We start from the raw sequence: 22,260 nt of genomic DNA on the forward strand, positions 1-22,260 counted from the left end.
CGCCCCGGGGCCGTCGGGGAAGGCGGCCCGCGCCGGAGGGTCAGTCGATCTCCAGCACGGCCGTCAGGCGCACGTCGTCGAGGGAGTGGGCCGCCCTGACCTCGTATGCCCCGGGCACGAAGGTCCAGTCGCCCTTCTCCTCGTCCCAGATCTCGAAGGCGCGGCGGGAGAGCGCGATCGGCGTCTCGACGGTCTCGCCGGGGCCCGCCCCGACGCTCGCGAACCCGGCGAGGACGCGGGCCGGGCGCTCGGGGGCGCCGGAGGAGGGGGCGGGCGCCAGATAGACCTGGACGGTCTCGCGGCCCGGCCGACCGCCGGTGTTGGTGATCCGGACGGTGGCCGTCTCGGGGCCCGTGACCAGGGAGTCGTACGACCAGGTCGTGTAGCCGAGGCCGTGACCGAAGGTGTACGCGGGGGCCCGTCCGCTCCGGTCCCAGGCGCGGTGGCCGATGAAGGGGCCCTCGGCGTAGTCGAGTTCCCCTTCGACGGGGACGACGGCGGTGACGGGGGCGTCGGCGAGGGCGGCGGGCCAGGTGGTGGGGAGGCGGCCGCCGGGCTCCTCGGCGCCGGTGAGGACGTCGGCGAGGGCGGCGCCGCCCTCCTGGCCGGGGAACCAGGTGAGCAGGATCGCGGCCACGTCCTCGCGCCAGGGCATCTCGACCGGGGAGCCGGCGTTGACCACGACCACGGTGTTCGGGTTGGCGGCGGCGACGGCCCGTACGAGGTCGTCCTGGCGGCCGGGGAGCGCGAGGTCCGTGCGGTCGAAGCCCTCGGACTCGACGCGTTCGGTGGTGGCGACGACCACGACGGCGGTGTCGGCGGCGCGGGCCGCCTCGACGGCTTCGGCGATCAGTTCGTCGGGGTCACGGCGGGGACCGAGGTGGACGAGGGAGAAGGCGACGGCCGGCAGCGGGGCCGCGAACCGCTTGTCCGGAGTGTGGAGCAGGGAGACCTCGACGGTCTCTCCGGCGGTGAGCGGGACCTCGGCGCGGACGACCGGGGAGCCGAAGAAGGCTTCGAAGGGGTCGGTCTCGGAGCCCATGGCCTGGACGCCGTCGAAGACGGTCTCGCCGGCGACGGTGAGGACGAAGGCGCCGAGGCCGCGGGTGCCGAAGGAGTGCGCGCCGGTCTCGCGCGGGGTGAAGGTGCCGACGACCTCGACGGAGGCGAGGGCCTCGTGGGTGACGCCGTCGGGCAGGTCGCCGCCGATCCACTGGACCTGGCCGGTCGGCAGGGAGCCCTCGCCGAGCAGGTTCCCGGCGGCGTCGCGGCAGCGGGCGCGGAGGGTGAAGCCCTTGTCGGCGGGGGCGGGTTCGTCGCTGGGGTCGGCGCCGACCGCGTACGTCAGGGCCCCCTCGGGCAGGGCGGCGGCGAGACCGTCGAGCGGGGAGACGACGTGGTCGGGGAAGACCTGGGCTGAGCCGCCGCCGAGGACGCGGGCGTCACGGGCGGCGGCGCCGGAGAGGGCGACGGTGGTGCCGGGGGCGAGGGGGAGGACGGGGTTCCCGGTCCGTACGGCAGCGGCTCCGTCTCGTACGGCAGCGGCTCCGTCTCGTACGGCAGCGGTCTCGTCCGGTACGACGGCGGGCTCGTCCCGTACGACGGCAGGTTCGTCCCGTACGACGGCGGGCTCGTTCCGGAGCAGGACGAAGCCGCGGTGGGCGAGTTCGCGGGCCAGGGCGTCGCCGTCGATCGGGGCGGGGGGCGCGGTGACGGCCGGCGGGGCGCCTTCGAGGGCGCCGACGCGGGCGGCGAGCCGCAGGACGCGGCGTACGGCCGCGTCGACGGCGGACTCCGCCACCTCCCCGGCGCGGACGGCGGCGACCAGCGCCTCGCCGTAGACGGTGGCCGGTCCGGGCATGGCGACGTCGAGGCCGCCCCGGAGGGCGCCGGCGGTGGAGCGGGCGGCCGTCCAGTCGGAGACGTTGATTCCGTCGAAGCCCCACTCGCCGCGCAGGACCTCGTTCACCAGCTCGTGGTGTTCGGTCATGGTCACGCCGTTGACCTGGTTGTACGCGGTCATGATCCCCCAGGGCCGCGCGTTCTTGACGATGGCCTCGAAGGGGGCGAGGTAGAGCTCGCGGAGCGCGCGGGGCGCGACGCGGTTGTCGACGGTGAAGCGGTCGGTCTCGGCGTCGTTGGCGACGAAGTGCTTGACGGTGGTGCCGACCCCGCCGTCCTGGACGCCCAGGACGTAGCCGGTGCCGATCGTGCCGGTGAGGAGGGGGTCCTCGGAGTACGCCTCGAAGTGCCGGCCGCCGAGGGGGCTGCGGTGCAGGTTGACGGTGGGGGCGAGGAGGACGTGGACGCCCTTGCGGCGCGCCTCCTGGGCGAGGAGCCGGCCGGCCCGGCGGGCGAGGGCGGGGTCCCAGGCGGCGGCGAGCGCGGTCGGGGAGGGCAGGGCGACGGAGGGGTCGTCGGCGGTCCAGCGGACGCCCCGGACGCCGACCGGGCCGTCGGACGTGACGAGGGGGGCGAGGCCGATCTCGGGCAGGGGGTGCAGGCTCCACATGTCCCGGCCGCCGAGCAGCCGGGCCTTGGCGTCCAGGTCGAGCTTGCCGAGGGCCGCCTCGACGGCCGCCTCCCGGGCGGCCTCCCCCGTGGCCCCCGCGTCCGTGCCCGTGCCCGTCTCCGCCATGGCCGTACCTCCTCGACGACGTACCGATGGAGCCCATCGTGCACCGCTCACCCTGTAGAGAGGTAGGCGATGTGATTATTCTGTTACTTTCACAGAAGTGTGAAGGGGCGAAGAGGTACGGTCCTGTCCGACGGACCTGTGGAAGGGGGCCCCGGGGATGGTGCGGGCCAGGAGCGAGGAGCGGCGCGCGGTCATCGTGCGCGCCGCCCTCGAGGTGATCGCCGAGCGCGGCTACCGGGGCGCGACGCTCGCCGCCGTCGCCGAGCGCGTCGGGCTGACCCAGCAGGGGCTGCTGCACTACTTCCCGACCAAGGAGGCCCTGCTCGTCGCGGTCCTGGAGGAGCGGGACCACTGGGACACCAGCGGCGGCGGGGGTCGTGAGGGCTGGCGCCTCGACCTGGTCGAATCGCTCGTGGAGTACAACGCGATGCGCCCCGGGATCGTGCAGACCTTCTCCGCGCTGCTCGGCGAGAGCGTCACGGAGGGGCATCCGGCGCGGGAGTTCTTCACCGAGCGGTACGCCCAGGTGCGGGCGCACATGGCGGAGGTGCTGCGCCTGGAGTTCGGCGAGCGGCTGCCCGGCGGCCTCACCCCGGAGCGCGCGGCGCCGCTGCTCACGGCGGTGACGGACGGCCTCCAGTACCAGTGGCTCCTGGACCCGTCGGCGGTCGACATGCCGGGCGCCTTCCGGGACTTCGTACGGCTGCTGCACGGCGGCGAGGACCCTTCCTGAACCGCGCCACCCGGCGGGCGGGATGATGGGGTCATGATCGTCGCAGCCGCCCAGTTCGCCCCGGTCGCCGGGGACATCGACGCCAACGCCCGGACCGTCGCCGGCCTGGTCCGGGAGGCCGGGGAGGCGGGGGCCCGCGTGGTCGTCTTCGCCGAGCTGTGCCTCAGCGGGTACGAGCCCGCGCTGATACGGGACTCCCCCGGCCTGGTCCTCGCCGAGGACGACCCCCGGCTCGCACCCGTGCGGGAGGCGTGCCGCGCGGTGTCGGCGGCGGCCGTGGTCAACGGGCCGGTGCGGACGGCCGACGGGCGGCCCGGCGTCACCACGCTGGTGGTCGGCCCGGACGGCGGGCTCCTCGCCCGCTACGACAAGCGGCACCTGTACGGCGTCGAGCGGGAGGTGTTCGCGCCGGGCGCGGAGGACGGGCGGTTCGCGCTCGACGGGGTCCGGTTCGCGACGGCCACCTGCTACGACAACCGCTTCCCGGAGGTGGCCGAGCGGGCGGCGGCCGACGGCTGCGCGGTGTACCTGGCGAGTTCGGTGCTGACCGCGGGCAACGACTCGTTCACGGAGGTCTATCCGGTACGGGCCCGGGACTTCGGCCTGTACGTGGTGCTCGGCAACGTCCTCGGGGCCAACGAGGACGGGATCGGGCAGGGCGGCGCCGGGGCCTGGGGGCCGGACGGCGAGCGGCTGGCGGACGCGGGCCCGGACCGGCCCGGGTTCGTCCTCGCCGAGGTCGGAGCGGGCTGAAAGGTCCCGGGCGCGCGGACGCCGGGCGGCCGTCGGGTCGGCCGCCCGGCGCGGGACCCCGTGACGGGACCCCCGGCCCGCTACGGGGCGCTCAGACCCAGCGTGTACGCACCGGAGCCGCTGTACGCGTGGACCACGTACCGGTAGTAGCCGGCGGTGCCGTTGTAGCTGGTGTTCTCGTCGGCGGTCGCCGTGCCGCCCACGGCCACGTCGGTCCAGCCGTACCCGTTCCACTTCTGGAGGTACAGGTCGTAGTCCTGGCCGGCCGGGCCGCGCAGGCAGCCCGTGTGGGTGCCGGACGTCGCCGCGTAGTAGTACGAGCCGTCGGGCTGGACCGCGGTCTGGCCGGACGTCAGGCTGCCCTGGTAGGTGCGCTGGGAGTTGGCGCAGCCGGTGGGCGGGGTCGTCGTGCCGACCGTCAGCTGGTAGGTGACGGTGTGGGTGGCGGAGCCCGTACCGGTGACGGTGATCGGGTACGTGCCGTTGACGGTGCCCGCCGCGACCTGGACGGTCATCGTGGAGGAGTTGCCCGAGGTCACCGAGGAGGGGCTGAAGGAGACGGTGACGCCGCTCGGGGCGCCGCTGGCGGAGAGCTGGACGGTCTGCGCGTTGCCGCCGACGGTGGTGGTGTTCACCGTGGAGGTGGCGGAGGCGCCCGGCTGGACCGAGCCCGAGGACGGGTTCAGGGCGAGCGAGAAGTCCGGGCTGGTGGAGCCGCCGCAGTCGGTCTCACCGGACTGGGCGGGGACGCCGACCGCGTTCCAGGCCGCCTTCACCGCGTTGCACTCGGTGCTGCCGTAGGTGTTCTTGGCGCTGGTCAGGGTCGCCCTGCGGGCGGCCGGGTGGTTCCAGGAGGAGGTCTTCATGAGCAGGGCGCCCATGAAGATCTTTCCGGCCTTCTGGATGCCGATGCCGGTCACGGAGGAGGGGCCGCCGGAACATATGGGGCTGTTGGGCTTGCCCCCGCCCGGGTTGGAGCCCTCGGCGAGCAGGTAGAACCAGTGGTTCTGCGGGCCGGCCGCCGCGTGCACCTCGGTGCCCGAGGTCAGCTGGGTGTAGCAGTTGGGGTCGTTGTTGATCAGCGACGGGTTGTACATGTTGCGGATCGGCTGGTTGTTGCCGGTGAAGTTCAGCTCCTCGCCGACCGTGTAGTCCGGGGTGTCGTTGGGGTTGTCGGCATAGTGCTCGGTGAGCGCGCCGAAGATGTCGCCCGTGGACTCGTTGAGGCCGCCGTTCTCGTTCGAGGAGCCGGCGCTGCCCGGGGTCCGGTCGAAGATCTCGTGGCCGTACTCGTGGGCCACGACGTCGATGCCGGTGAGCTGGTTGGTGCCGTTGCGGTTGCGGCCGTAGGTCGTCTTCGTACCGTCGTAGTACGCGTTGACCTCGCTGAGTCCGGCGCGGGCCGGGACCATGCCGCCCTGCCCGTTCTGGCCGTTGTAGCCGAACCACTCCTTGAGCATGGAGTGTTCCTTCTGCGCCGCGTACATGATGTCGACGCAGGCGGTGACCAGGTCGTTGGCGCCGTTGTTGCCCCAGGGCGGGGTGCCGGTGTAGGCGCTGCCGTTCTGGCCGCCGCACTTGAAGGAGCCGCGGGTGGTGTCGGTCATGGAGTTCGCGGCGGTGTCGATGGTGACGTTGCCGTTGTGGTAGCCGCGGCCGTCGGCGTGCAGGATCTTCTCGGTGGACTGCGCGACGGCCCCGGTGCGGGCGTCGACGTGGGTGTCGAGGGAGCTGGGAGCGCCCTTCGCGGTCCGGCCGACGACCAGGGTGTGCCAGGTCAGGACGGGCTTGCCGGCCTTGAGGAGCACGGTCAGTTCGGGGGTGCTCGCGGACTCGACGGAGGCGAGCTGCTTGCGGGCGGTGGCGAGCGCCGTGCCGGCGGGGACCTTGGCGGTGGTGGTGGCGAGGCGGATCGCGGGGGCCTTGGCGCCGGTGACCTCGCGGACCGCGCCCGTGGAGTCGGTGAGGACGACCGCGTCGCCGCCGCCGGCGACCGGGAGGCCCTTGTAGGTGCGCTCGTAGGCGGCGTAGTACAGGCCGTTCGCCCAGGGGGTGACGGAGGTGCGGACCAGCTCCTCGTCGGTGCCGTGCCGCAGTTCGTCGAGGCCGCTCTCGGCGGCGGTGTCGGCGGCGGCCAGGGCGAGGGCCCGACCGTGCCCGGGCGGTACGGGCTGGGCCTGCGGGCCGGGCGGGGCGGCGGTGGCGGGGCCGGCGAGGGCGGTCGCGAGGCTCGCCGAGAGCGCCAGGGCGGCCACGGCCGCCGTGAGTCTGGAGGGGTGCACGTGGGCTCCGTTCGGGGTGGGGGATTCCGGGGTGGTGGTCCGGGGTGGGGACTCCGGGCCGGTGGTCCGGGGTGGGGAATCGGGACGGTGATCCGGGGTGTGGGATCGGGGTGGTGATCCGGAGTGGGGAAGTCGGATCGTCGCGCCGAGTATGGGCGTGGACATGGCCGGTCCGGCACATCCCATGCGGCATAAGACGCGGGTTATGGTGCGCCCGCGCGGCGCTGCGTACGCTGCTGAAATGCAGCTGGAGTTGAGGCATCTGGAGGCCGTCTGCCGGATAGCGGAAGCGGGCAGTCTGGGGCGCGCGGCGGCGCGTCTCGGGGTCTCGCAGCCGGCTCTCTCGGCGCAGTTGCGGCGGATCGAGCGGGTCGCGGGCGGGGAGCTCTTCCTGCGCGGCCGCAGCGGTGTGGAGCCCACGCCGCTCGGTGATTTCGTGCTCGCCAAGGCACGTCTGGTACTGGGCGAGATGGACGCGCTGGCGGCCGGGGCGCGGGCCGTCGCGCCGGACGCCCCGCTGCGGCTCGGCTGCATCCTGCTCGTCCTGGTGGACCGGCTGATGGAGCGGCTCGAAGAGGTCCTGGCGGGGCGGGAGATCGCGGTGACCGTGGAGCACTCGGTGACCACGCTGACCCGGCAGCTGGGCGCGGGCCGGTACGACGCCGTCCTGTACGGCGAGGTCAACGACCACGAGGTGCCGCTGCCGGAGGGCGTGACGGCCCGGACGCTGGTCCCCAAGGAGCCGTTCTGCGTGCGCCTTTCGGCGGGGCACCCGCTGGCCGCGAAGGAGCGGATCGCGCTCGCCGAGCTGGCGGGCGAGTCCTGGATGACGCTGGTGGAGGACGACGACGGCGGTCCGGAGGCGCTGGTCGCGGCCTGTGCGCGGGCCGGGTTCGCTCCCCTGCTCCGGCACCGGGTGGCCGACCGCAAGATGCACTACGACCTGATCGCGGCCGGCCGGGCGGTCTCGCTGAGCCAGCCGACGGCGCCGCCGGCCGCCGGGACGGTGCTGCGGCCGCTGGAGGGCGATCCGGTGACCGGGCGGATCCGGCTGGCCTGGAACAGGGCGGCGGTGCCCGCCCGGCACGCGGAGCTGCTGTACCGGGCGGCGGCCGGGGCCTATGTGGCGAACGTGGACACGAACGCCTTCCACCGGGAGTGGTGGGAGGCCCGGCCGGAACTGCACCCGGCCCTGGGGGACCTCCCCGGGGAGGGCCGCGCATGACGGCGGCCCTCGGGGTCGCTCGTGGCGTGGCCCGGGTCCACGCATGGGGGTCGGGGCCGTACGCGGCGGCCCCCGGGGTCACTCGTAGGAGAGGTCCCCGGCCGAGTAGCGGCAGGTGGTGCCGTCGGGTCCGGTGCCGATCGCCTTGGGCTCCTTGCCGGCGTTGTTGCCGGTGAAGCGGGTGCAGGGTTCGATCTTCTTCTTGGCGTCGCCGTGGATCCGTATGTTCCGCAGGGCGGCGGTGTCGCCGTAGTTGGCGTTGACGCCGACGATCGACGTGCCGGGGGCGGTGACGTCGATGTCGTTGAGGATGACCGTGCGGGCGTACTGCTTCGTGCAGTTGCCGCAGGAGCGGACGAGCTTGCCGAAGTCGGAGACCTGGAACTTGGTCACGACCAGCTTGCCCGCGCCGTTGAACTGGAAGACCTTGTCGGAGGCGCCCTTGGCACCGCCGCCGTAGACCGTGTACACGGACTTCGCGGAGGTGCTCTTGAAGGTGGCGGCGTCCTCGCCGACGTTCTCCCACCAGACGTTCTGGAGGGTGCAGCTGCCCAGGCAGTGGACGCCGTCGGCGGCGGGGGTTCCGATGATCACGTTCTTGAGGACCGCGCCGTCCTTGAGGACGAAGACCGGCTTCTGGCCCTCGTCCTGGCCGTCCGAGCCGAGGCCGCCGGTGCCGTGGAAGCGCTTGAGTCCGCCGTCGTACGTGCCCGAGACCTCGATGGTGGTGGCGACCGGTGCGCTGCCCCTGGCCTCGGGCCAGGCGGTCGTCGCCGCGCCCGCCGGGGCGAGCAGGGTGCCGGCGACGACGGCGGCGCCGGTGACGCCGAGGGCGCTCAGTCCGCCGATGAGGGCGCGGCGGCGGCCGGTCTTCCGCTGGTGGGAGGTCATCGTGCTCCTTCGTCAGTGGGGGAGGTGGTGCACCCCCTGGTCGCCGCCGGCCGGAGGAAGGTTGCCGTCGTTCCGCCCGTTCTTCGGGAAATCACCGTTCCGGCCCTCGGGCCGATCGCCGTCCCGGTTCTCGTCCCGGTCGTCGTCCCGGTCGTCGTCGGCGGTCTCGCCGCGCAGGTCGCGGGCCATCAGGGTGGCGCCGGCGACCGCGCCCGGCATCAGGAAGACGGCGACGAAGGGAACGAGGAAGGCGAGGGTCAGCGGAACTCCGAAGCCCAGGACGGCGGTCCGGCGTCCGCGGAGGAGCCGCAGCCGCTCCTTGAGCTCGACGCCCCGGCGCTGGAGCGCGACGGCGGTCAGTTCCTCGGTGAGGAAGAAGCCGGAGACGCAGAAGCCGATGGCGGGGACGACGGTCTGGCCGACCACCGGGATGAAGCCGCAGGCGAAGAGCAGGATGCCGTAGAACGCGACCCGCAGCAGGACGCGCAGGCTGTCCCGGGCCGAGATCCACAGCTCGCGCCAGAGCGGGAGCCCGGATTCGGGCACCTCGCCGCCCTCGCCGCGGTCGACCGCCTCGGAGAGCGACTCGTAGAAGGGCTGGCCGACGAGGAGGGTGACGGCGGTGAAGGTGATGACGGCGAGGAAGAGGCCGAAGACGAAGACGAGCGCCGTGAGGGTGCCGCGCAGGACGTCGAGCCAGGGCGAGGTCCAGTCGTCGGCGAACGGGGTCGCCCAGGCGGCCAGGTCGTCGGCGCCGTAGCCGAGTCCGACGAGGGCGCCCGCGTACAGGACGAGGGTCACGAGCCCGGGCAACAGCCCGAATCCGAACCACCGTCCGTGCCGGGCCACCCACTTCTGGCCCTTGACCAGGTAACCGAAACCCACCCCGAGATCACGCATGGGGGTCACCCTATCGGGGCCGGTGGGACCCCCGGTCTCCGGTCGCGGCGAGGGCCGCACCCCGGTCCGGCCGGGGTGCGGCCCTCGTACGACGGCCTCGTACGACGGCCCTCGCACGATGGCCCTAGTACGACGAAACTCGTACAACGACTCTCGCACGGCGGGCCTCGTACGACGGTGCGCGCCGAAGTCCCGACGGCGCGCGTCCGGGATCAGACCGCGAGTTCCACCGTGATGTTGCCGCGGGTCGCCTTGGAGTACGGGCAGACCTGGTGGGCCTTCTCGATCAGGTCCTTGGCGGTCTCGGCGTCCACGTTCGGGATCGTCGCCGAGATCTTCACGATGATGCCGAAGCCCTCGTCGTTCTTGCCGATGCCGACCTCGGCAGTGACCGTCGAGCCGGACACGTCGGCGTTCTCGTTGCGGGCGACGACCCCGAGGGCGCCCTGGAAGCAGGCGCTGTAACCGGCCGCGAAGAGCTGCTCGGGGTTGGTGCCCTCGCCGGACCCACCCATGGCCTTGGGCGGGTTGACGACGACGTCGAGCCTGCCGTCGTCGGTGGCGACGCGTCCGTCGCGCCCGTTCTCGGCGGTGGCGACCGCGGTGTAGAGGACGTCGGAGTGCTGGATGGACATGCTGGGTACTTCCTTCTGCGGTTCGCCGCGACTCGCGCCCACGATCGCGACGGCTGGGGGAAGCCTAGCGGGTCACACCGTGACGATCATCTTCCCGGTGTTGTCCCCGCGCAGCAGGCCGAGGAAGGCGTCCACGCCGTTCTCGATGCCCTCGGCGAAGGTCTCGCGGTGCTTGAGCTCTCCGGCGGCGAGCCAGCCGCCGACCTCCTGGACGAACTGCTCCTGGAGGTCGTAGTGGTCGCCGACGAGGACGCCCTGAAGGCGCAGTCGCTTGCCGATGATCAGCGCCATGTTGCGCGGGCCGGGGGTCGGCTCGGTGTCGTTGTACTGGGCGATCATGCCGCAGATGGTGGCGCGGCCGTGCACGTTGAGCGAGGAGATCGCGGCTTCGAGGTGGTCCCCGCCGACGTTGTCGAAGTAGACGTCGATGCCGTCCGGGGCGGCCTCGCGGAGCTGGTCGCGGACCGGGCCGTTCTTGTAGTTGAAGGCGGCGTCGAAGCCGAGCTCCTCGACCAGCCACTTGACCTTCTCGTCGGAGCCGGCCGAGCCGATGACCCGGGAGGCGCCCTTGATGCGGGCCATCTGGCCGACCTGGCTGCCGACGGCGCCGGCCGCGCCGGAGACGAAGACGGCATCGCCCTCCTTGAAGGAGGCGACTTCGAAGAGGCCGGCGTAGGCCGTGAGGCCGGTCATGCCGAGCACGCCGAGGTAGGCGGAGAGGGGGGCGAGGTCCGGGTCGACCTTGGTCGCGTGCCTGGCGGGCACGTCGGCGTACTCGCGCCAGCCGAGGCCGTGCAGGACGTGGTCGCCGACGGCGAACCCCTCGGCGTTCGAGGCGACGACCTCGCCGACCGCGCCGCCGTCCATGGGGTGGTCGAGCTTGAACGGCGGGACGTACGACTTCACGTCGTTCATCCGGCCGCGCATGTACGGGTCGACGGAGAAGTGCTTGTTGCGCACGAGGATCCGGCCCTCGGCGGGCTCGGTGACCGGAGTCTCGCGCAGGGCGAAGTCCGCGGGGACGGGCCAGCCGTGCGGACGGGCGACGAGGTGCCACTCACGGCTGGACGCGGGAAGAGCGGACATGGGCACGGCCTCCAGAAAAGCTTCAGATCAAAAAAGGTTCACTGCCTGAAACAACCATGCACCTTGATATTTCATGTTGTCAAGCATCCAGGTAGGATGGACCCCATGGCCACCTCACGCACGGACCCCGTCACCCTCGAAGTCGTCGAGCTGATCGGCGCGGTCGTGGCGCGCTACTACGAGGAGTACGAGCAGGCTGCCGCGCAGCACGCGCTGACCGGCGCCCAGGCCCGGGTCCTCGGTCTGCTCTCGCTCGAACCGCTGCCGATGCGCCGCATCGCCCAGAAGCTGAAGTGCGAGCCGTCCAACATCACCGGGATAGTCGACCGCCTGGAGGCGCGCGGCCTCGTGGGGCGCCGGCCCGCCCCGGACGACCGGCGGGTCAAGGTGGCCGCCCCCACGGACGAGGGCCGGGCCGTCGCCCACCGGCTGCGCGAGTCGCTCGACTTCGCGCGCGAGCCGCTCGGCGAGCTGACCGGGGTCGAGCGGGCCCTGCTGCGGGACCTCCTGAAGCGGATGCTGGGCGAGGCCCTGGCGTAACGCGTACGCGAGGGCCGCTCCCCGCTACACGCACCACCAGAGGAAACGGGTGCAGGTGGGCGTCGGGGTCGGCGTCGCGCTCGGCACAGGACCGGGGGCCGGGGGCGCGGGCCGGCCGGGCTGCCCGGAGCCGGAGGGCGCCGGGTCGCCGGCGGGCGGGGTCGGGCCGGGCGAGCCGGAGGGCGGGGCCGGGGAGGTGGCGTCCGGCGGCTGCGCCGGGGTGTCGCCGCCGCCCTGGCCGGTGGCCGGCCCGGGGTCGGAGGCGTCGGTCGCGGGGCCGGGCGCGGGATCGGAGCCGGTGCCGGTGCCAGTGCCGTTCCCCGGCCCCTCGCCCGTTGCCGGACCCGTGCCGGTGTCCGTACCGGTTCCGGCTCCGGTTCCGGTCGTGGAGTCCGCGCTCACCTGGCGGGGGCGGGTGGTGGAGGACTCCGGCGCGTCCGTCACCGGGGCCGGGCCGGAGCCGTCCGGCGCCCCGGTGGTCTCGACGGGGTCGGGGGGCAGCGGGAGTTCTTCGGCCTCCAGTTCCCGCACGGCCGTGGCGGCGCCGCCCCGCGGCTCCTCCAGGGCCAGTTTCGCCATGCTCAGCGTGCCGGCCGCGAGCACCAGGCCCACCGTCCCCAGCAGGACCGTGCGGCCCCGGCGCGCCCGCGACCGTCCCTCCCGGCGCGCGGAACGGCTCCGCGCGGCGGTGCGGGCGGCACGGCGGCCGCCGGCGGACGGGCGGGGCGCTTCGACGACGTCCAGTTCGTAGACGTGCTCGGGCGCCGGGGCCGGGGTGGGGGTAGGGGCCGGGCCCGGGGTCGCCGCCGGAGTCGGGGTCGGGGTCGGCCCGGGGGCGGTGGTGCGGGGGGTCTCGTACCGCAGTTCCTCCACGGGGGTCCCGCACCCGGCGCAGGCGAGGGCCCCGTTGAGATGCCGCCGGCACGCGTGGCAGTAGTCCATGGGGCCCGCAGGCTATGCGGCCCGGCGCACCGTCAGATAGGCGCGGACGTGAGGATCCTGTGAGGAAACCGCAGGTCGACGGCGGTGCGTCGCGATTCTCCCGCTTCGGGAAGGATCGCCTCCGGATCTCTCCCGACCCTCCGGAACCGACCGGCTCCGGACCGTTCCCCGCTCCTGCGGGGGGGCGCCTTCCCCGCTGCCGGAATCCCCCCGAACCCCGCCACCGGGCCCCTCCGAGTCCCGAACCCCGCCGCCGAGTCCCCGAACCCCGTCGCCAAAGCCCCCGGAAGCCTCCCCGGGCCCCGGCCGGCTCAGCCCAGCGCGCGCCCGGGGCCGGACGGCCGGACGATGCGAAGAGGACCGCGCACCACCTCGCACGTGCCGGCACCGCACACCGGAGGATCCGCCATGACCGTCAGCCTTGAGCAGCTGCGCCGCTGCCATGTCGCCGTCGACCTGGGTGCCTCCCGCACCCGGGTCTTCGTCAAGGGCGCCGGACTCGTCGTCGACGAGCCGAGCGTCGCAGCCGTCAACGTCCGTACCGGCGCGCTGATCGCCGTGGGCGAGCTCGCCGAGAAGATGACCGGCCGCACGCCCGACTACATCCGGGTCGTGCGCCCGGTCTCGGGCGGCACGGTCGTCGACATCGAGATGGCGCAGCGGATGCTCCGTCACCTCCTGGGCGAGAAGCTGCGCAGGCAGCTGCGCCGCAAGCCCCGGCTGCGCGCGGCCGCGTGCACCCCGCACGGCAGCGACCCGCTGGCGCAGCGCGCCACCGTGGAGACCCTGGTGGGGCTCGGGGCGCGCCGGGTCGAGCTGGTCGACACCCTCATCGCGGCGGCCGTGGGCTGCGGGCTTCCCGTCGAGCAGCCGACCGCGACCATGATCATGGTCTGTGGGGCGGCGACCACGCAGGTGGCGGTGCTCTCGCTGGGCGCGATCGTCACGGCGGAACGGATGCCGATCGGCGGTGACGCCATCGACCACGCGATCGTCCAGCACCTGCGCCACCACCACGAGCTGATGCTGCCGAGCCAGTCGGTGCGTCCGCTGCAACTGGCCCTCAGGGGCAACGGCCTGACGCCCGAGGGCCCGGCCTGGACCGAGATCCACGGCCGGGACGTCGCCACGGGCCTGGCCCGTTCGGTGACCGTCGACACCGCCGCCGTGCGGGACGCCATCCACACCCCGCTGACGGCGGTCCTCGACGGCATCGGGAAGGTGCTGCGGGACTGCCCGCCGGACCTGGTGGCCGACCTCGCGGACCGGGGGATCATGATGGTCGGCGGCTCCGCCCTGCTGCCGGGCCTCGACCAGATGCTGCGCGAGGCGACCGGGATGCCGGTGCAGATCGCCGAACGGCCGGACGTGTGCGCGGTCCTGGGCCTCGGCGCGATGCTGGAGGGCAAGGTCGAGCCCATGATCCTGGACCCGCTGTCGGTGCGGGACCCCTTCGCCGACGAGGAGGAGAAGGAGGAGGCGTGACCCGCGGCCGCACGTGAAGCGCCCCAAAAACCCTTTTCGTACGACAATGAGACCATGACGCTCATGGACGAGGAGAGGGACGAGGGGACCTCCGGGGAGCACGACGGAGGAACCTCCGGGGAGCGGGAGCACGACGGAGGAACCTCCGGGGAGCACGACGGAGGAACCTCCGGGGAGCCGGGCGAGGAGCCGGGCGGGGCCCCGTCCCGGCTCCCCCTGCTGCTCGACGCGGTCCTCGGCGTCGGTACGGACCTCGAACTGCGCGCCACGCTGCAGCACATCGTGGACTCCGCCACCGAGCTGATCGGCGCCCGCTACGGCGCGCTCGGGGTCGTCGACCCCGAGCGCCACCGGCTGACCGAGCTCTTCACCTCCGGCATGACGGAGGAGGAGCGGCGCCGGTGCGGCCGCCTCCCCGACGGCCGCGCCGGTCTGACCGGCGCCCTGGTCCGGGACCCCCGGCCGCTGCGGCTCGACGACCTGACGGCCGATCCGCGCTCCTGCGGCGTGCCCGAGCACCACCCGGAGATGCGCACCTTCCTGGGCGTCCCCATCCGGGTCCACACCGAGATCTTCGGCAACCTCTACCTCACCGAAAAGCGCGCGGGCCGCTTCACCGAGGAGGACCTGGCCCTGCTGCGGGTCCTCGCCTCGCAGGCCGGGATCGCCATCGGCAACGCCCGCCTGTACGAGACGGCCCGGCAGCGGGAGCGCTGGATCGAGGGCGCGGCCGCGGTGACCACGGCCCTGCTCACCGGCGCGTCCGCCGAGAACGCCCTGACGACCGTCGCCGAGCGGGCCCGCGTCCTGGCCGGCGCCTCGGCCGGGGTGGTCCTCCAGCCCACCCCGGAGGGCGGGATGGAGATCGTCGCCGCCTCGACCCCGGACGACCCGGGCGACCTGGTCGGCACGGCGATCGCGCCCGGCTCCCCCGTGCTCGTCCAGCTCCTCGGCGGGGAGCCCGTCTTCGTGGAGGACTCGGCGACCGATCCGCGGATGACCACCCACGTCCGGTCCCGCTTCGGCCCGTCGATGATGCTTCCGCTGCGGAGCGGCGGGAAGCTCATCGGCACCCTCGCCCTCCCCCGGCGGCGCGGCGGCCCGCCGTACTCGGCGGTGGACCGGCTGCTCGCCTCGCAGTTCGCCTCGCAGGCGGCGCTCGCGCTCGTCCTCGCGGACGCCCGCCACGACCGGGAACGGCTCGCGGTGTACGAGGACCGGGACCGGATCGCCCGGGACCTGCACGACCTGGTCGTCCAGCGCCTGTTCGCCACGGAGATGATGCTGGAGTCGACCCGGCGGCGGTCGGCCGGGCCCTCCGAGGAGAACGCGCTGCTCGGCCGGGCGGTGGACGAGCTGGACTCCACGATCCAGGAGGTGCGCACGGCCATCTTCGCGCTCCAGCAGCCGCCGGCGGACGCGCCGACGACCTTCCGGGGCCGGGTGCTGCGCGAGACCGGCGGGGCTGCGGCCCTGCTCGGCTTCCAGCCGTCCGTGCACTTCTCCGGCGCGGTCGACGCCCTCGTCGACGAGGAGACCGGGGAGCGGCTCCTCGGCGTGCTGCGCGGGGCGCTGGCGTCGGCGCACCGACGGCCGGGAATCGGCGCGATCACCGTCGGGGTGACGGCCGGGGACGGGGGCGTCCGGCTGCGGATCGAGGACGACGGAACCCCGCCGACCGTGGTGACCTGGCCCGAGGAGCCGTGAAGGACCCCGTACGGAGCAGTCCGGCGCGCCGCGCCCCCGCGCCGGATCTTGACTGAGGTGGTGGACACCGACACCAAGCCCCCGACCGCGGTGGCCTACCGCAATCTGGTGATGGCCACCATCGGCTTCACTCTCACCTTCTGGGCGTGGAACCTGATCGCACCGCTCGCGAGCTGGTACGGCGACCGGCTCGGCCTCAGCTCCTTCCAGCAGTCGCTGCTCGTCGCGGTGCCCGTCCTGGTCGGCTCGATCGGCCGCGTCCCTGCCGGCGCGCTGACGGACCGGTACGGGGCGAAGACGATGTTCCCGCTGTTCGCGGCGCTCACGATCGTCCCCGTGCTGCTCCTGACCGTGGTCAAGGACAGCTACGGCCTGATGCTGGTCGTCGGCTTCCTCCTGGGCCTGGGCGGCACCACGTTCGCGATCGGCATCCCGCTGGTCAACTCCTGGTTCCCGCCCGCCAAGCGCGGTCTGGCGCTCGGCGTGTTCGGCATGGGCATGGGCGGCGTGGCGCTCTCCGGCTACTTCACGCCCCGGATCGCGAAGCACGGCGAGAACCTGCCGTTCCTCGTGGTGGCGATCGCGCTCGCCGTGTACGCCGTGCTCGCCTTCTTCCTCATCACCGACCGGCCCGACCGGCCCGTGCCCACCGCGTCGCTGGCGACCCGGCTGGGCTCGGCGGCGCGGCTGCGGGTGACGTGGGAGCTGTCGGCGCTGTACGCGATCGGCTTCGGCGGCATCGTCGCGTTCGGCGTCTACCTGCCGACGTACCTGAAGACCTGGTACGAGCTGGACGCGACGGACGCGGGTACCAAGGCCGCCGGGTTCGCCCTGGTCACCGTCGTTTTCCGGCCGATCGGCGGCTGGCTCTCGGACCGGTTCCATCCGGCGCTCGTGACGGCCGCCGCGCTCGGCACGGCCGCCGCGTTCGCGATCGTCCAGGCCTTCGACCCGCCGCTGAACCCGGGCGGCACCATCGCCCTCCTGGTGATGGCGGCCGGGCTCGGCACGTCGAGCGGTTCGGTCTTCGCCCTGGTCTCCCAGGTGACCCCGCAGGCCAAGGTCGGCAGCGTGACCGGCATCGTCGGCGCGATGGGCGGCCTGGGCGGCTTCCTGCCGCCGCTGGTGATGGGCGCGATCTACAGCGCCAAGGACTCGTACTCGATCGGCTTCATGCTCCTCTCCGACCTGGCGCTCGCGGGCTGCGTGTACGCGTACGGGCGGATGCGCGGGCTCCGGCCGGGCGGCGAGGAGCCGGCTCCCGAGCCGGCGCGGACGGCGGCGGGCCGTTCTTGAGACGCCCTGCTCCTGAGGGTCCTGTTCCTGAGGCGCCCTGTTCTTGAGGGCCTTGTTCCTGAGGGCCTTGTTCCTGAGGGCCTTGTTCCTTGAGGAGGCCGCACCTGAAAAGGCGTCGGGCGGTCCGAGGAGGCGTCGCGGGGCCCTGAAAGGGCCTCGGGGCCGACCTCGGGGGAACCTCGGGGACGTGTTCGAGGAGTGCCTCCGCCGTGCGGGCAGAATCCTCCCGGTGACCTCGGCGAGACCACTCGCCCCGACCCGAGGAGGACGACCGGTGAGTGTGCTCTTTCCCGCCGTCGCTGCCCGTTCCGACCGGCCCGCGCTGCGCTGCGGCGCGGACTCGCTGACGTACGGGGAGCTGGCGCGGGCCGCCGGCGCCCTGGCCGCCCGGCTCGACGGCGTGGAGCGGGTCGCCGTCTGGGCGACGCCGACCGCGCGCACGGCGGTCGCGGTGGTCGCCGCCCTGCTCGCGGGCGTCCCCGCCGTGCCGCTCAATCCGCGCACGGGCGGGCGGGAGCTGGCGCACGTCCTCGGGGACAGCGCGCCCGGCGCGGTGCTCGCGGGCGCGGAGGACACACTGCCGGAGGGGCTCGCGAAGCTCCCCCGGATCGACGTGGAGCCCGACGCGACGGGTCCCGCCCCCGGGACCGGGGGCGGGACCCGGGAGAAGGACATCGACCCCGAGTCCCCCGCCCTGATCGTCTACACCTCCGGCACCACGGGCCCGCCGAAGGGCGTCCTGCTCTCCCGCCGGGCGGTCGCCGCCTCGCTCGACGCGCTCGCCGAGGCCTGGGCGTGGACCTCCGACGACGTCCTCGTGCACGCGCTGCCGCTGTTCCACGTGCACGGGCTCGTCCTCGGGATCCTGGGCCCGCTGCGGCGCGGCGGCGAGGTCCGGCACCTGGGCGCGTTCTCGGTGGAGGGCGTGGCGCGGGAACTGGGCGCCGGGGGCGGCACGGTGCTGTTCGGGGTGCCGACCATGTACCACCGGCTCGCGGACGCCCTCTCCCACGACGAGGGGCTGGTCCGGGCGCTGGCCGGGGCGCGGCTGCTCGTCTCCGGTTCGGCGGCGCTGCCGGTCCGCGACCACGAGCGGATCGCGGCGGCGACGGGCCGGACGGTCGTGGAGCGGTACGGGATGAGCGAGACCCTGATGAACACCAGCGTGCGGCCGGGCGGGGAGCCCCGGCCGGGGACGGTCGGGACCCCGCTGCCGGGCGTGGACCTGCGGCTCGTGGACGAGGACGGCTCGGTGCTCGGCGCGTACGACGGGGAGACGGTCGGGGAGGTGCAGGTGCGCGGCCCGAACCTGTTCTCCGGCTATCTGAACCGTCCGGAGGCGACGGCGGAGGCCTTCGACGGGGACTGGTTCCGCACCGGGGACATGGCGGTGCGGGAGGCGGACGGGACGGTGCGGCTGGTGGGCCGCCGGGCGACCGACCTGATCAAGAGCGGTGGCTACAAGATCGGGGCGGGCGAGATCGAGAACGCGCTCCTGGACCACCCGGGGGTGCGGGAGGCGGCCGTCACCGGCGAGCCCGATCCGGACCTGGGCGAGCGGATCGTGGCCTGGGTGGTGCCGGCGGACGCCTCGGCACCCCCGGCGGGGACGGAGCTGGCGGACCACGTGGCCGGGCTCCTCGCCCCGCACAAGCGGCCCCGGGCGGTGCGCTACCTGGACGCGCTCCCCCGCAACGACATGGGGAAGGTCCTGAAGAAGGCGCTGCCGGCGGCGGGGCGGACATGAGGAGGCCGGACCGGCACGTGAGGAGGCCGGGCCCCGGAGGGAACCCGGCCCCGTGTTCCGTGCGGGCGGTTGCCCGACGCCCACCGCGCGGATCGGCTCCCGCGTGACCGAGCCGCCCCGGTCGTCGCCCGCCCCGGCCCACAGCGAGACGGAGTCCGCGCCGCGCGGGACGCGCAGCTCACCGGCCCAGGAGGCGCCGTGACGCTCCTTCTCGAGGGCGACCCCCTGCCAGGTCCTGCCCTCGTCGTAGGAGACCTTCCGGGCGCCGGTGCGGATGGTGCCGGTGGCGGGCTCGGCGGTGATCCGGCGGGCGGTGCCCTCCTGCGCGGCGCCGGTGGCCTGGGGCACGCCGGCCACGGCGGTGACGGGGGCGGCGCAGGCGCGCGTGCGGGTGGAACGGGACTCCTCGCGACCGGCCGCGTCCGACCGGGCCGGCGCAGCGTAGAACCCGCTCTCGGGCCGCGAACAGCGCGCACGGCGAGGGTGGCTAAAATCGAGCATACTTACGATCGATGGGCACGAAGATGCCTTCCGGGTGCGGGATACGGCGCGGACTGGCCCGTTTCGTGCCCTGCGGCAGACGGTGAGACTCGCTCGTCGCCGGTCCGGACGGCGAGGCCTTCCCGCCCCACGGGCATCCGGCGGCCGGGCCCGGAGGCGGCGGGGGCTACGGGCGGCGGACGGCCGCGCCCTCGATGACCTGCGGGAACGCGGCACTCCCCCGCCGCCTCCCGGGTACGCCGCCTCGGTTCAGGGTTTCGGGTCCGCGGCGTCGTAGCGGCGGAACCCTCGCCCGTACACGGCGAGCAGTCCGACGGCGACGACGCAGGCGATCCCGCCGCCGGTGATCGCGACGGCCGGGGAGGTCAGGTCGGCGACGGAGCCCGCGAGGAAGTCCCCGAGCCGGGGCCCGCCCGCGACGACCACGATGAAGACGCCCTGGAGCCGGCCGCGCATCTCGTCCGGGGCCGCGACCTGCATCATCGTGTTCCGGAAGATCATGGAGACGGTGTCGGAGTAGCCGGCGACGGCGAGGAACAGCAGTCCGAGCCAGAGGTTCCGGGTCAGTCCGAAGACGGCGATGGCGGCGCCCCAGCAGGCGACGGCGATCAGGATCGCCTGCCCGTGGTGGCGGATGCGGCCCTGCCAGCCGGACAGGACGCCGCCGAGGAGCGCCCCGAACGCGGGCGCGGCGACGAGGAGTCCGGCGGTCTTCGCGTCCCCGCCGTACCAGACCACGGCGACGGCCGGGAACAGGGCGCGGGGGTGGGCGAGGATCATGGCGCAGAAGTCGGAGAAGAACGTCATGCGCAGGTTGGGGCGGGTGGCGAGGAAGCGCAGCCCGTCGAGGACCGAGGCCCGCTTGCCGCCCTTGCGGTCGGGGAGCATCGAGGGCAGCCGCCACATCGCGTACAGGCTCGCGGTGAAGGCGACGGCGTCGACGAGGTAGGCGGCCTGGTAGCCCGCGAGCCCGACGATCAGACCGCCGAGGCTGGGTCCGACGAGGGTGCCGAAGGTCATGACCATCGAGTTGAGCGCGTTGGCGGCGCGCAGCTGCTCGGGCGGCACGAGGCGGGGGATCATCGCGCTGCGGGCGGGCGCGTTGAGCGCGGCGCAGACGGCCTGGAGGGCGACGATCGCGTACAGGAACCAGACGCGGTGGAAGCCGGCGAACGCGGCGCCCGCCAGGGCCACGGAGAGCGCGGCGGAACCGGCGGCGCTGGCGAGGCCGAGCTTGCGGCGGTCGACGGTGTCGGCGACGGCGCCGCCGTACAGGCCGAAGGCGACGAGCGGGACGAGGGAGAAGAGGCCGACGAGCCCGACGGAGAAGGGCGAGCCGGTGATGTCGTACACCTGGAGGGAGATCGCGAGGGCGGTCATGCCCTGCCCGACCCAGGAGACGGTGTTCCCGAACCAGAGGCGGCGGTAGTCCGCGGAGGTGCGCAGCGGGGTGAGGTCGGCGAGGAGCCGTCGGCGCTCCCTCCCCCGCCCGCGCTCCTGCTCGCGTGCGTCGGTGGCGGTCACGCGACGTCGTACCGCAGCTCGGGGCGCTCCCAGTGGACGCGGCCGGAGGGCGGGACGGTCCCGGTGCGGACGGCGCCGGTACGCAGGTAGAACTCCTCGGCGGGCGGGTGCGCGACGACCTTCACGGAGCCGAGTCCGGCGGCCCTGGCCTGTCCGGTCATGTGCTCCATGAGCAGCCGCCCGATGCCGAGCCCCTGGGCCCCGTCGGCGACGAACGCGAGGTCGAGCTCGGCCTCGTCGACGAGCAGCGCGTAGAAGCCGAGCACCCTGCCGTCCCCGCCCCCTTCGGCGGCGACGAAGACGGGGTGGTGCTCGATGTACGCACCACCGACCTGGTACCCCTCGACCATGCCGGCGTAGTCCCCCCGATAGGCCCGGGAACCCCGCACGAGCCGCGTGAGCCGCCGGGAGTCGTCGGCGGTGGCGCGCCGGATGGTGATGTCGGACATGGGGCGAGTATAGGGGCGGATATGGAATGGGCTCCTTACAGTCCGATGAACGGGGAGACGGAGGGGTCCAGGGGGTGGGAAGGCCGGGCCCGGAGTGGTCGAACGGCCAGGTCGGCAGGGAGTTCGAGAGGTGACCCCGCGGGGGTGCGCGGGGAGGGTGAAGATCGCCATCGGGTTTACGATGCGTCATCATGCAAGCACGACGTGTAACCCTTGGTGTGCCCCCGGTCGCCTCTCGCGAGGGCGCCGCGCAGGCCTCCGGAGCACCCCTCCTCGGCCCCTCCTTCCGGGCGGCACCCCTGCCCGATGACGGAACGCCGTCCGCCGGGCCGAGGGTCGCGCGCCGTCAAGGGCGCGCATGAGCGCACAGACCCCCGAGCCGTACGCCCCCAGCGCGCGTTCCTCCCCCTCACGCCCCTCCGCGCCCCTCTCCGCCCGCCCCTCCGCACCCTCCCTCACACGTCCCTCCGCCTCCCGCCCCGAACGGGTCCTGCTCCACCGGCGCGCCTCCTCACCTGCGGTCCGCCCGGACCGCCACGACGTCCTGATCGGCGGCGCGGTCCGGACCGGTGAGGAGTACCGGGCGGCCGCGCTCCGAGAGCTCCGCGAGGAGCCGGGCGGGACGGAGGCGGCCGGCCTCACCGAGGCGTACCGGGTCCGCGTGGACGGTCCGCACGGCGCCTCGTTCCCGGCGGTCCACCGCTGGACGGCGGACCCGCCGCTCCGGCCCGGTCCGCGCGAGATCGCCCGGTGCGGCTTCGTCGCACCGCCGACGGTCGTGACGGGCGGCTGCGCGCCGCCGGTCCCGGCCGGCGCGGAGGCCGTGCGACGCCTCTTTCCCCTCTGACGGCCCCGCCCTCCCCTCTCCCCCGGTCTCCCCGACGACTCCCGCTTCCCTTCTCCCCCTGACGGCCCCGCCCTCCTTC

Annotated in this window: 18 protein-coding genes; 9 read left to right on the forward strand and 9 right to left on the reverse strand. The window is 74.0% G+C overall.

Annotation, left to right across the window (positions count from 1 at the left end; translation table 11 throughout):
- Positions 1–40: 40 nt before the first annotated feature.
- Positions 41–2,638 carry a beta-glucosidase gene (locus OO47_RS10610; protein WP_030210847.1) on the reverse strand — a complete coding sequence of 866 codons (2,598 nt, stop codon included), beginning with the start codon at positions 2,636–2,638 and terminating at the stop codon, positions 41–43.
- A 157-nt stretch (positions 2,639–2,795) separates the two neighbouring features.
- Here OO47_RS10610 and OO47_RS10615 point away from each other — a divergent pair, with 157 nt between their 5' ends.
- Complete coding sequence (locus tag OO47_RS10615; RefSeq protein ID WP_030210851.1) at positions 2,796–3,371, forward strand: TetR/AcrR family transcriptional regulator; 576 nt, start codon at positions 2,796–2,798, stop codon at positions 3,369–3,371.
- Positions 3,372–3,404: 33 nt separating this feature from the next.
- On the forward strand, positions 3,405–4,124 hold the full coding sequence (locus OO47_RS10620) for a carbon-nitrogen hydrolase family protein (RefSeq protein ID WP_030210853.1): 720 nt from the start codon (positions 3,405–3,407) through the stop codon (positions 4,122–4,124).
- An 80-nt stretch (positions 4,125–4,204) separates the two neighbouring features.
- Here OO47_RS10620 and OO47_RS10625 read toward each other — a convergent pair whose 3' ends face one another.
- Positions 4,205–6,406 (reverse strand): M4 family metallopeptidase, encoded by a 2,202-nt coding sequence (locus OO47_RS10625; protein WP_234323123.1) that lies wholly within the window; start codon positions 6,404–6,406, stop codon positions 4,205–4,207.
- Between the two features lie 241 nt (positions 6,407–6,647).
- Here OO47_RS10625 and OO47_RS10630 point away from each other — a divergent pair, with 241 nt between their 5' ends.
- On the forward strand, positions 6,648–7,631 hold the full coding sequence (locus OO47_RS10630; RefSeq protein ID WP_033208701.1) for a LysR family transcriptional regulator: 984 nt from the start codon (positions 6,648–6,650) through the stop codon (positions 7,629–7,631).
- Between the two features lie 78 nt (positions 7,632–7,709).
- Here OO47_RS10630 and OO47_RS10635 read toward each other — a convergent pair whose 3' ends face one another.
- The 4 genes from OO47_RS10635 to OO47_RS10650 form a co-directional block, all read right to left on the reverse strand.
- Positions 7,710–8,522 carry a pectate lyase gene (locus OO47_RS10635; RefSeq protein WP_030210864.1) on the reverse strand — a complete coding sequence of 271 codons (813 nt, stop codon included), beginning with the start codon at positions 8,520–8,522 and terminating at the stop codon, positions 7,710–7,712.
- A 12-nt stretch (positions 8,523–8,534) separates the two neighbouring features.
- Positions 8,535–9,422 carry an EI24 domain-containing protein gene (locus OO47_RS10640; RefSeq protein ID WP_030210865.1) on the reverse strand — a complete coding sequence of 296 codons (888 nt, stop codon included), beginning with the start codon at positions 9,420–9,422 and terminating at the stop codon, positions 8,535–8,537.
- A gap of 212 nt (positions 9,423–9,634) precedes the next feature.
- Positions 9,635–10,057, reverse strand: a complete 423-nt coding sequence (locus OO47_RS10645) for an organic hydroperoxide resistance protein (RefSeq protein ID WP_030210868.1) — start codon at positions 10,055–10,057, stop codon at positions 9,635–9,637.
- Positions 10,058–10,129: 72 nt separating this feature from the next.
- Positions 10,130–11,143 (reverse strand): NADP-dependent oxidoreductase, encoded by a 1,014-nt coding sequence (locus tag OO47_RS10650; protein ID WP_030210870.1) that lies wholly within the window; start codon positions 11,141–11,143, stop codon positions 10,130–10,132.
- A 105-nt stretch (positions 11,144–11,248) separates the two neighbouring features.
- Here OO47_RS10650 and OO47_RS10655 point away from each other — a divergent pair, with 105 nt between their 5' ends.
- Complete coding sequence (locus tag OO47_RS10655; RefSeq protein WP_030210873.1) at positions 11,249–11,683, forward strand: MarR family winged helix-turn-helix transcriptional regulator; 435 nt, start codon at positions 11,249–11,251, stop codon at positions 11,681–11,683.
- Between the two features lie 24 nt (positions 11,684–11,707).
- Here OO47_RS10655 and OO47_RS10660 read toward each other — a convergent pair whose 3' ends face one another.
- Positions 11,708–12,625 carry an SCO2400 family protein gene (locus OO47_RS10660; RefSeq protein WP_030210875.1) on the reverse strand — a complete coding sequence of 306 codons (918 nt, stop codon included), beginning with the start codon at positions 12,623–12,625 and terminating at the stop codon, positions 11,708–11,710.
- Positions 12,626–13,033: 408 nt separating this feature from the next.
- Here OO47_RS10660 and mreB point away from each other — a divergent pair, with 408 nt between their 5' ends.
- The 4 genes from mreB (at position 13,034) to OO47_RS33920 (ending at position 18,860) form a co-directional block, all read left to right on the forward strand.
- On the forward strand, positions 13,034–14,110 hold the full coding sequence (mreB, locus tag OO47_RS10665; RefSeq protein ID WP_030210876.1) for a rod shape-determining protein: 1,077 nt from the start codon (positions 13,034–13,036) through the stop codon (positions 14,108–14,110).
- Between the two features lie 54 nt (positions 14,111–14,164).
- Positions 14,165–15,817, forward strand: a complete 1,653-nt coding sequence (locus tag OO47_RS10670) for a GAF domain-containing sensor histidine kinase (RefSeq protein WP_234323124.1) — start codon at positions 14,165–14,167, stop codon at positions 15,815–15,817.
- Positions 15,818–15,928: 111 nt separating this feature from the next.
- Complete coding sequence (locus OO47_RS10675) at positions 15,929–17,113, forward strand: nitrate/nitrite transporter (protein ID WP_106969375.1); 1,185 nt, start codon at positions 15,929–15,931, stop codon at positions 17,111–17,113.
- A 274-nt stretch (positions 17,114–17,387) separates the two neighbouring features.
- Entirely contained in the window at positions 17,388–18,860 is a 1,473-nt protein-coding gene (locus OO47_RS33920; protein ID WP_030210884.1) for an acyl-CoA synthetase, read from the forward strand.
- A 750-nt stretch (positions 18,861–19,610) separates the two neighbouring features.
- On the opposite strand, the gene OO47_RS10685 is transcribed toward OO47_RS33920, so the two are convergent.
- The gene (locus OO47_RS10685) at positions 19,611–20,885 is read right to left on the reverse strand and encodes an MFS transporter (RefSeq protein ID WP_030210886.1); all 1,275 of its coding nucleotides are present in this window, start codon (positions 20,883–20,885) and stop codon (positions 19,611–19,613) included.
- A complete protein-coding gene (locus tag OO47_RS10690; RefSeq protein WP_030210888.1) occupies positions 20,882–21,334 on the reverse strand; it encodes a GNAT family N-acetyltransferase in 453 nt (150 codons plus the stop codon). The genes OO47_RS10685 and OO47_RS10690 overlap by 4 nt, the downstream gene beginning before the upstream one ends.
- Before the next feature lie 358 nt (positions 21,335–21,692).
- Between OO47_RS10690 and OO47_RS10695 the strand changes: the two genes are divergently transcribed.
- A complete protein-coding gene (locus OO47_RS10695) occupies positions 21,693–22,181 on the forward strand; it encodes an NUDIX domain-containing protein (protein WP_078489571.1) in 489 nt (162 codons plus the stop codon).
- Positions 22,182–22,260 lie beyond the last annotated feature (79 nt).

This window comes from Streptomyces bikiniensis, assembly GCF_000716625.1.
Lineage (GTDB): Bacteria > Actinomycetota > Actinomycetes > Streptomycetales > Streptomycetaceae > Streptomyces > Streptomyces bikiniensis.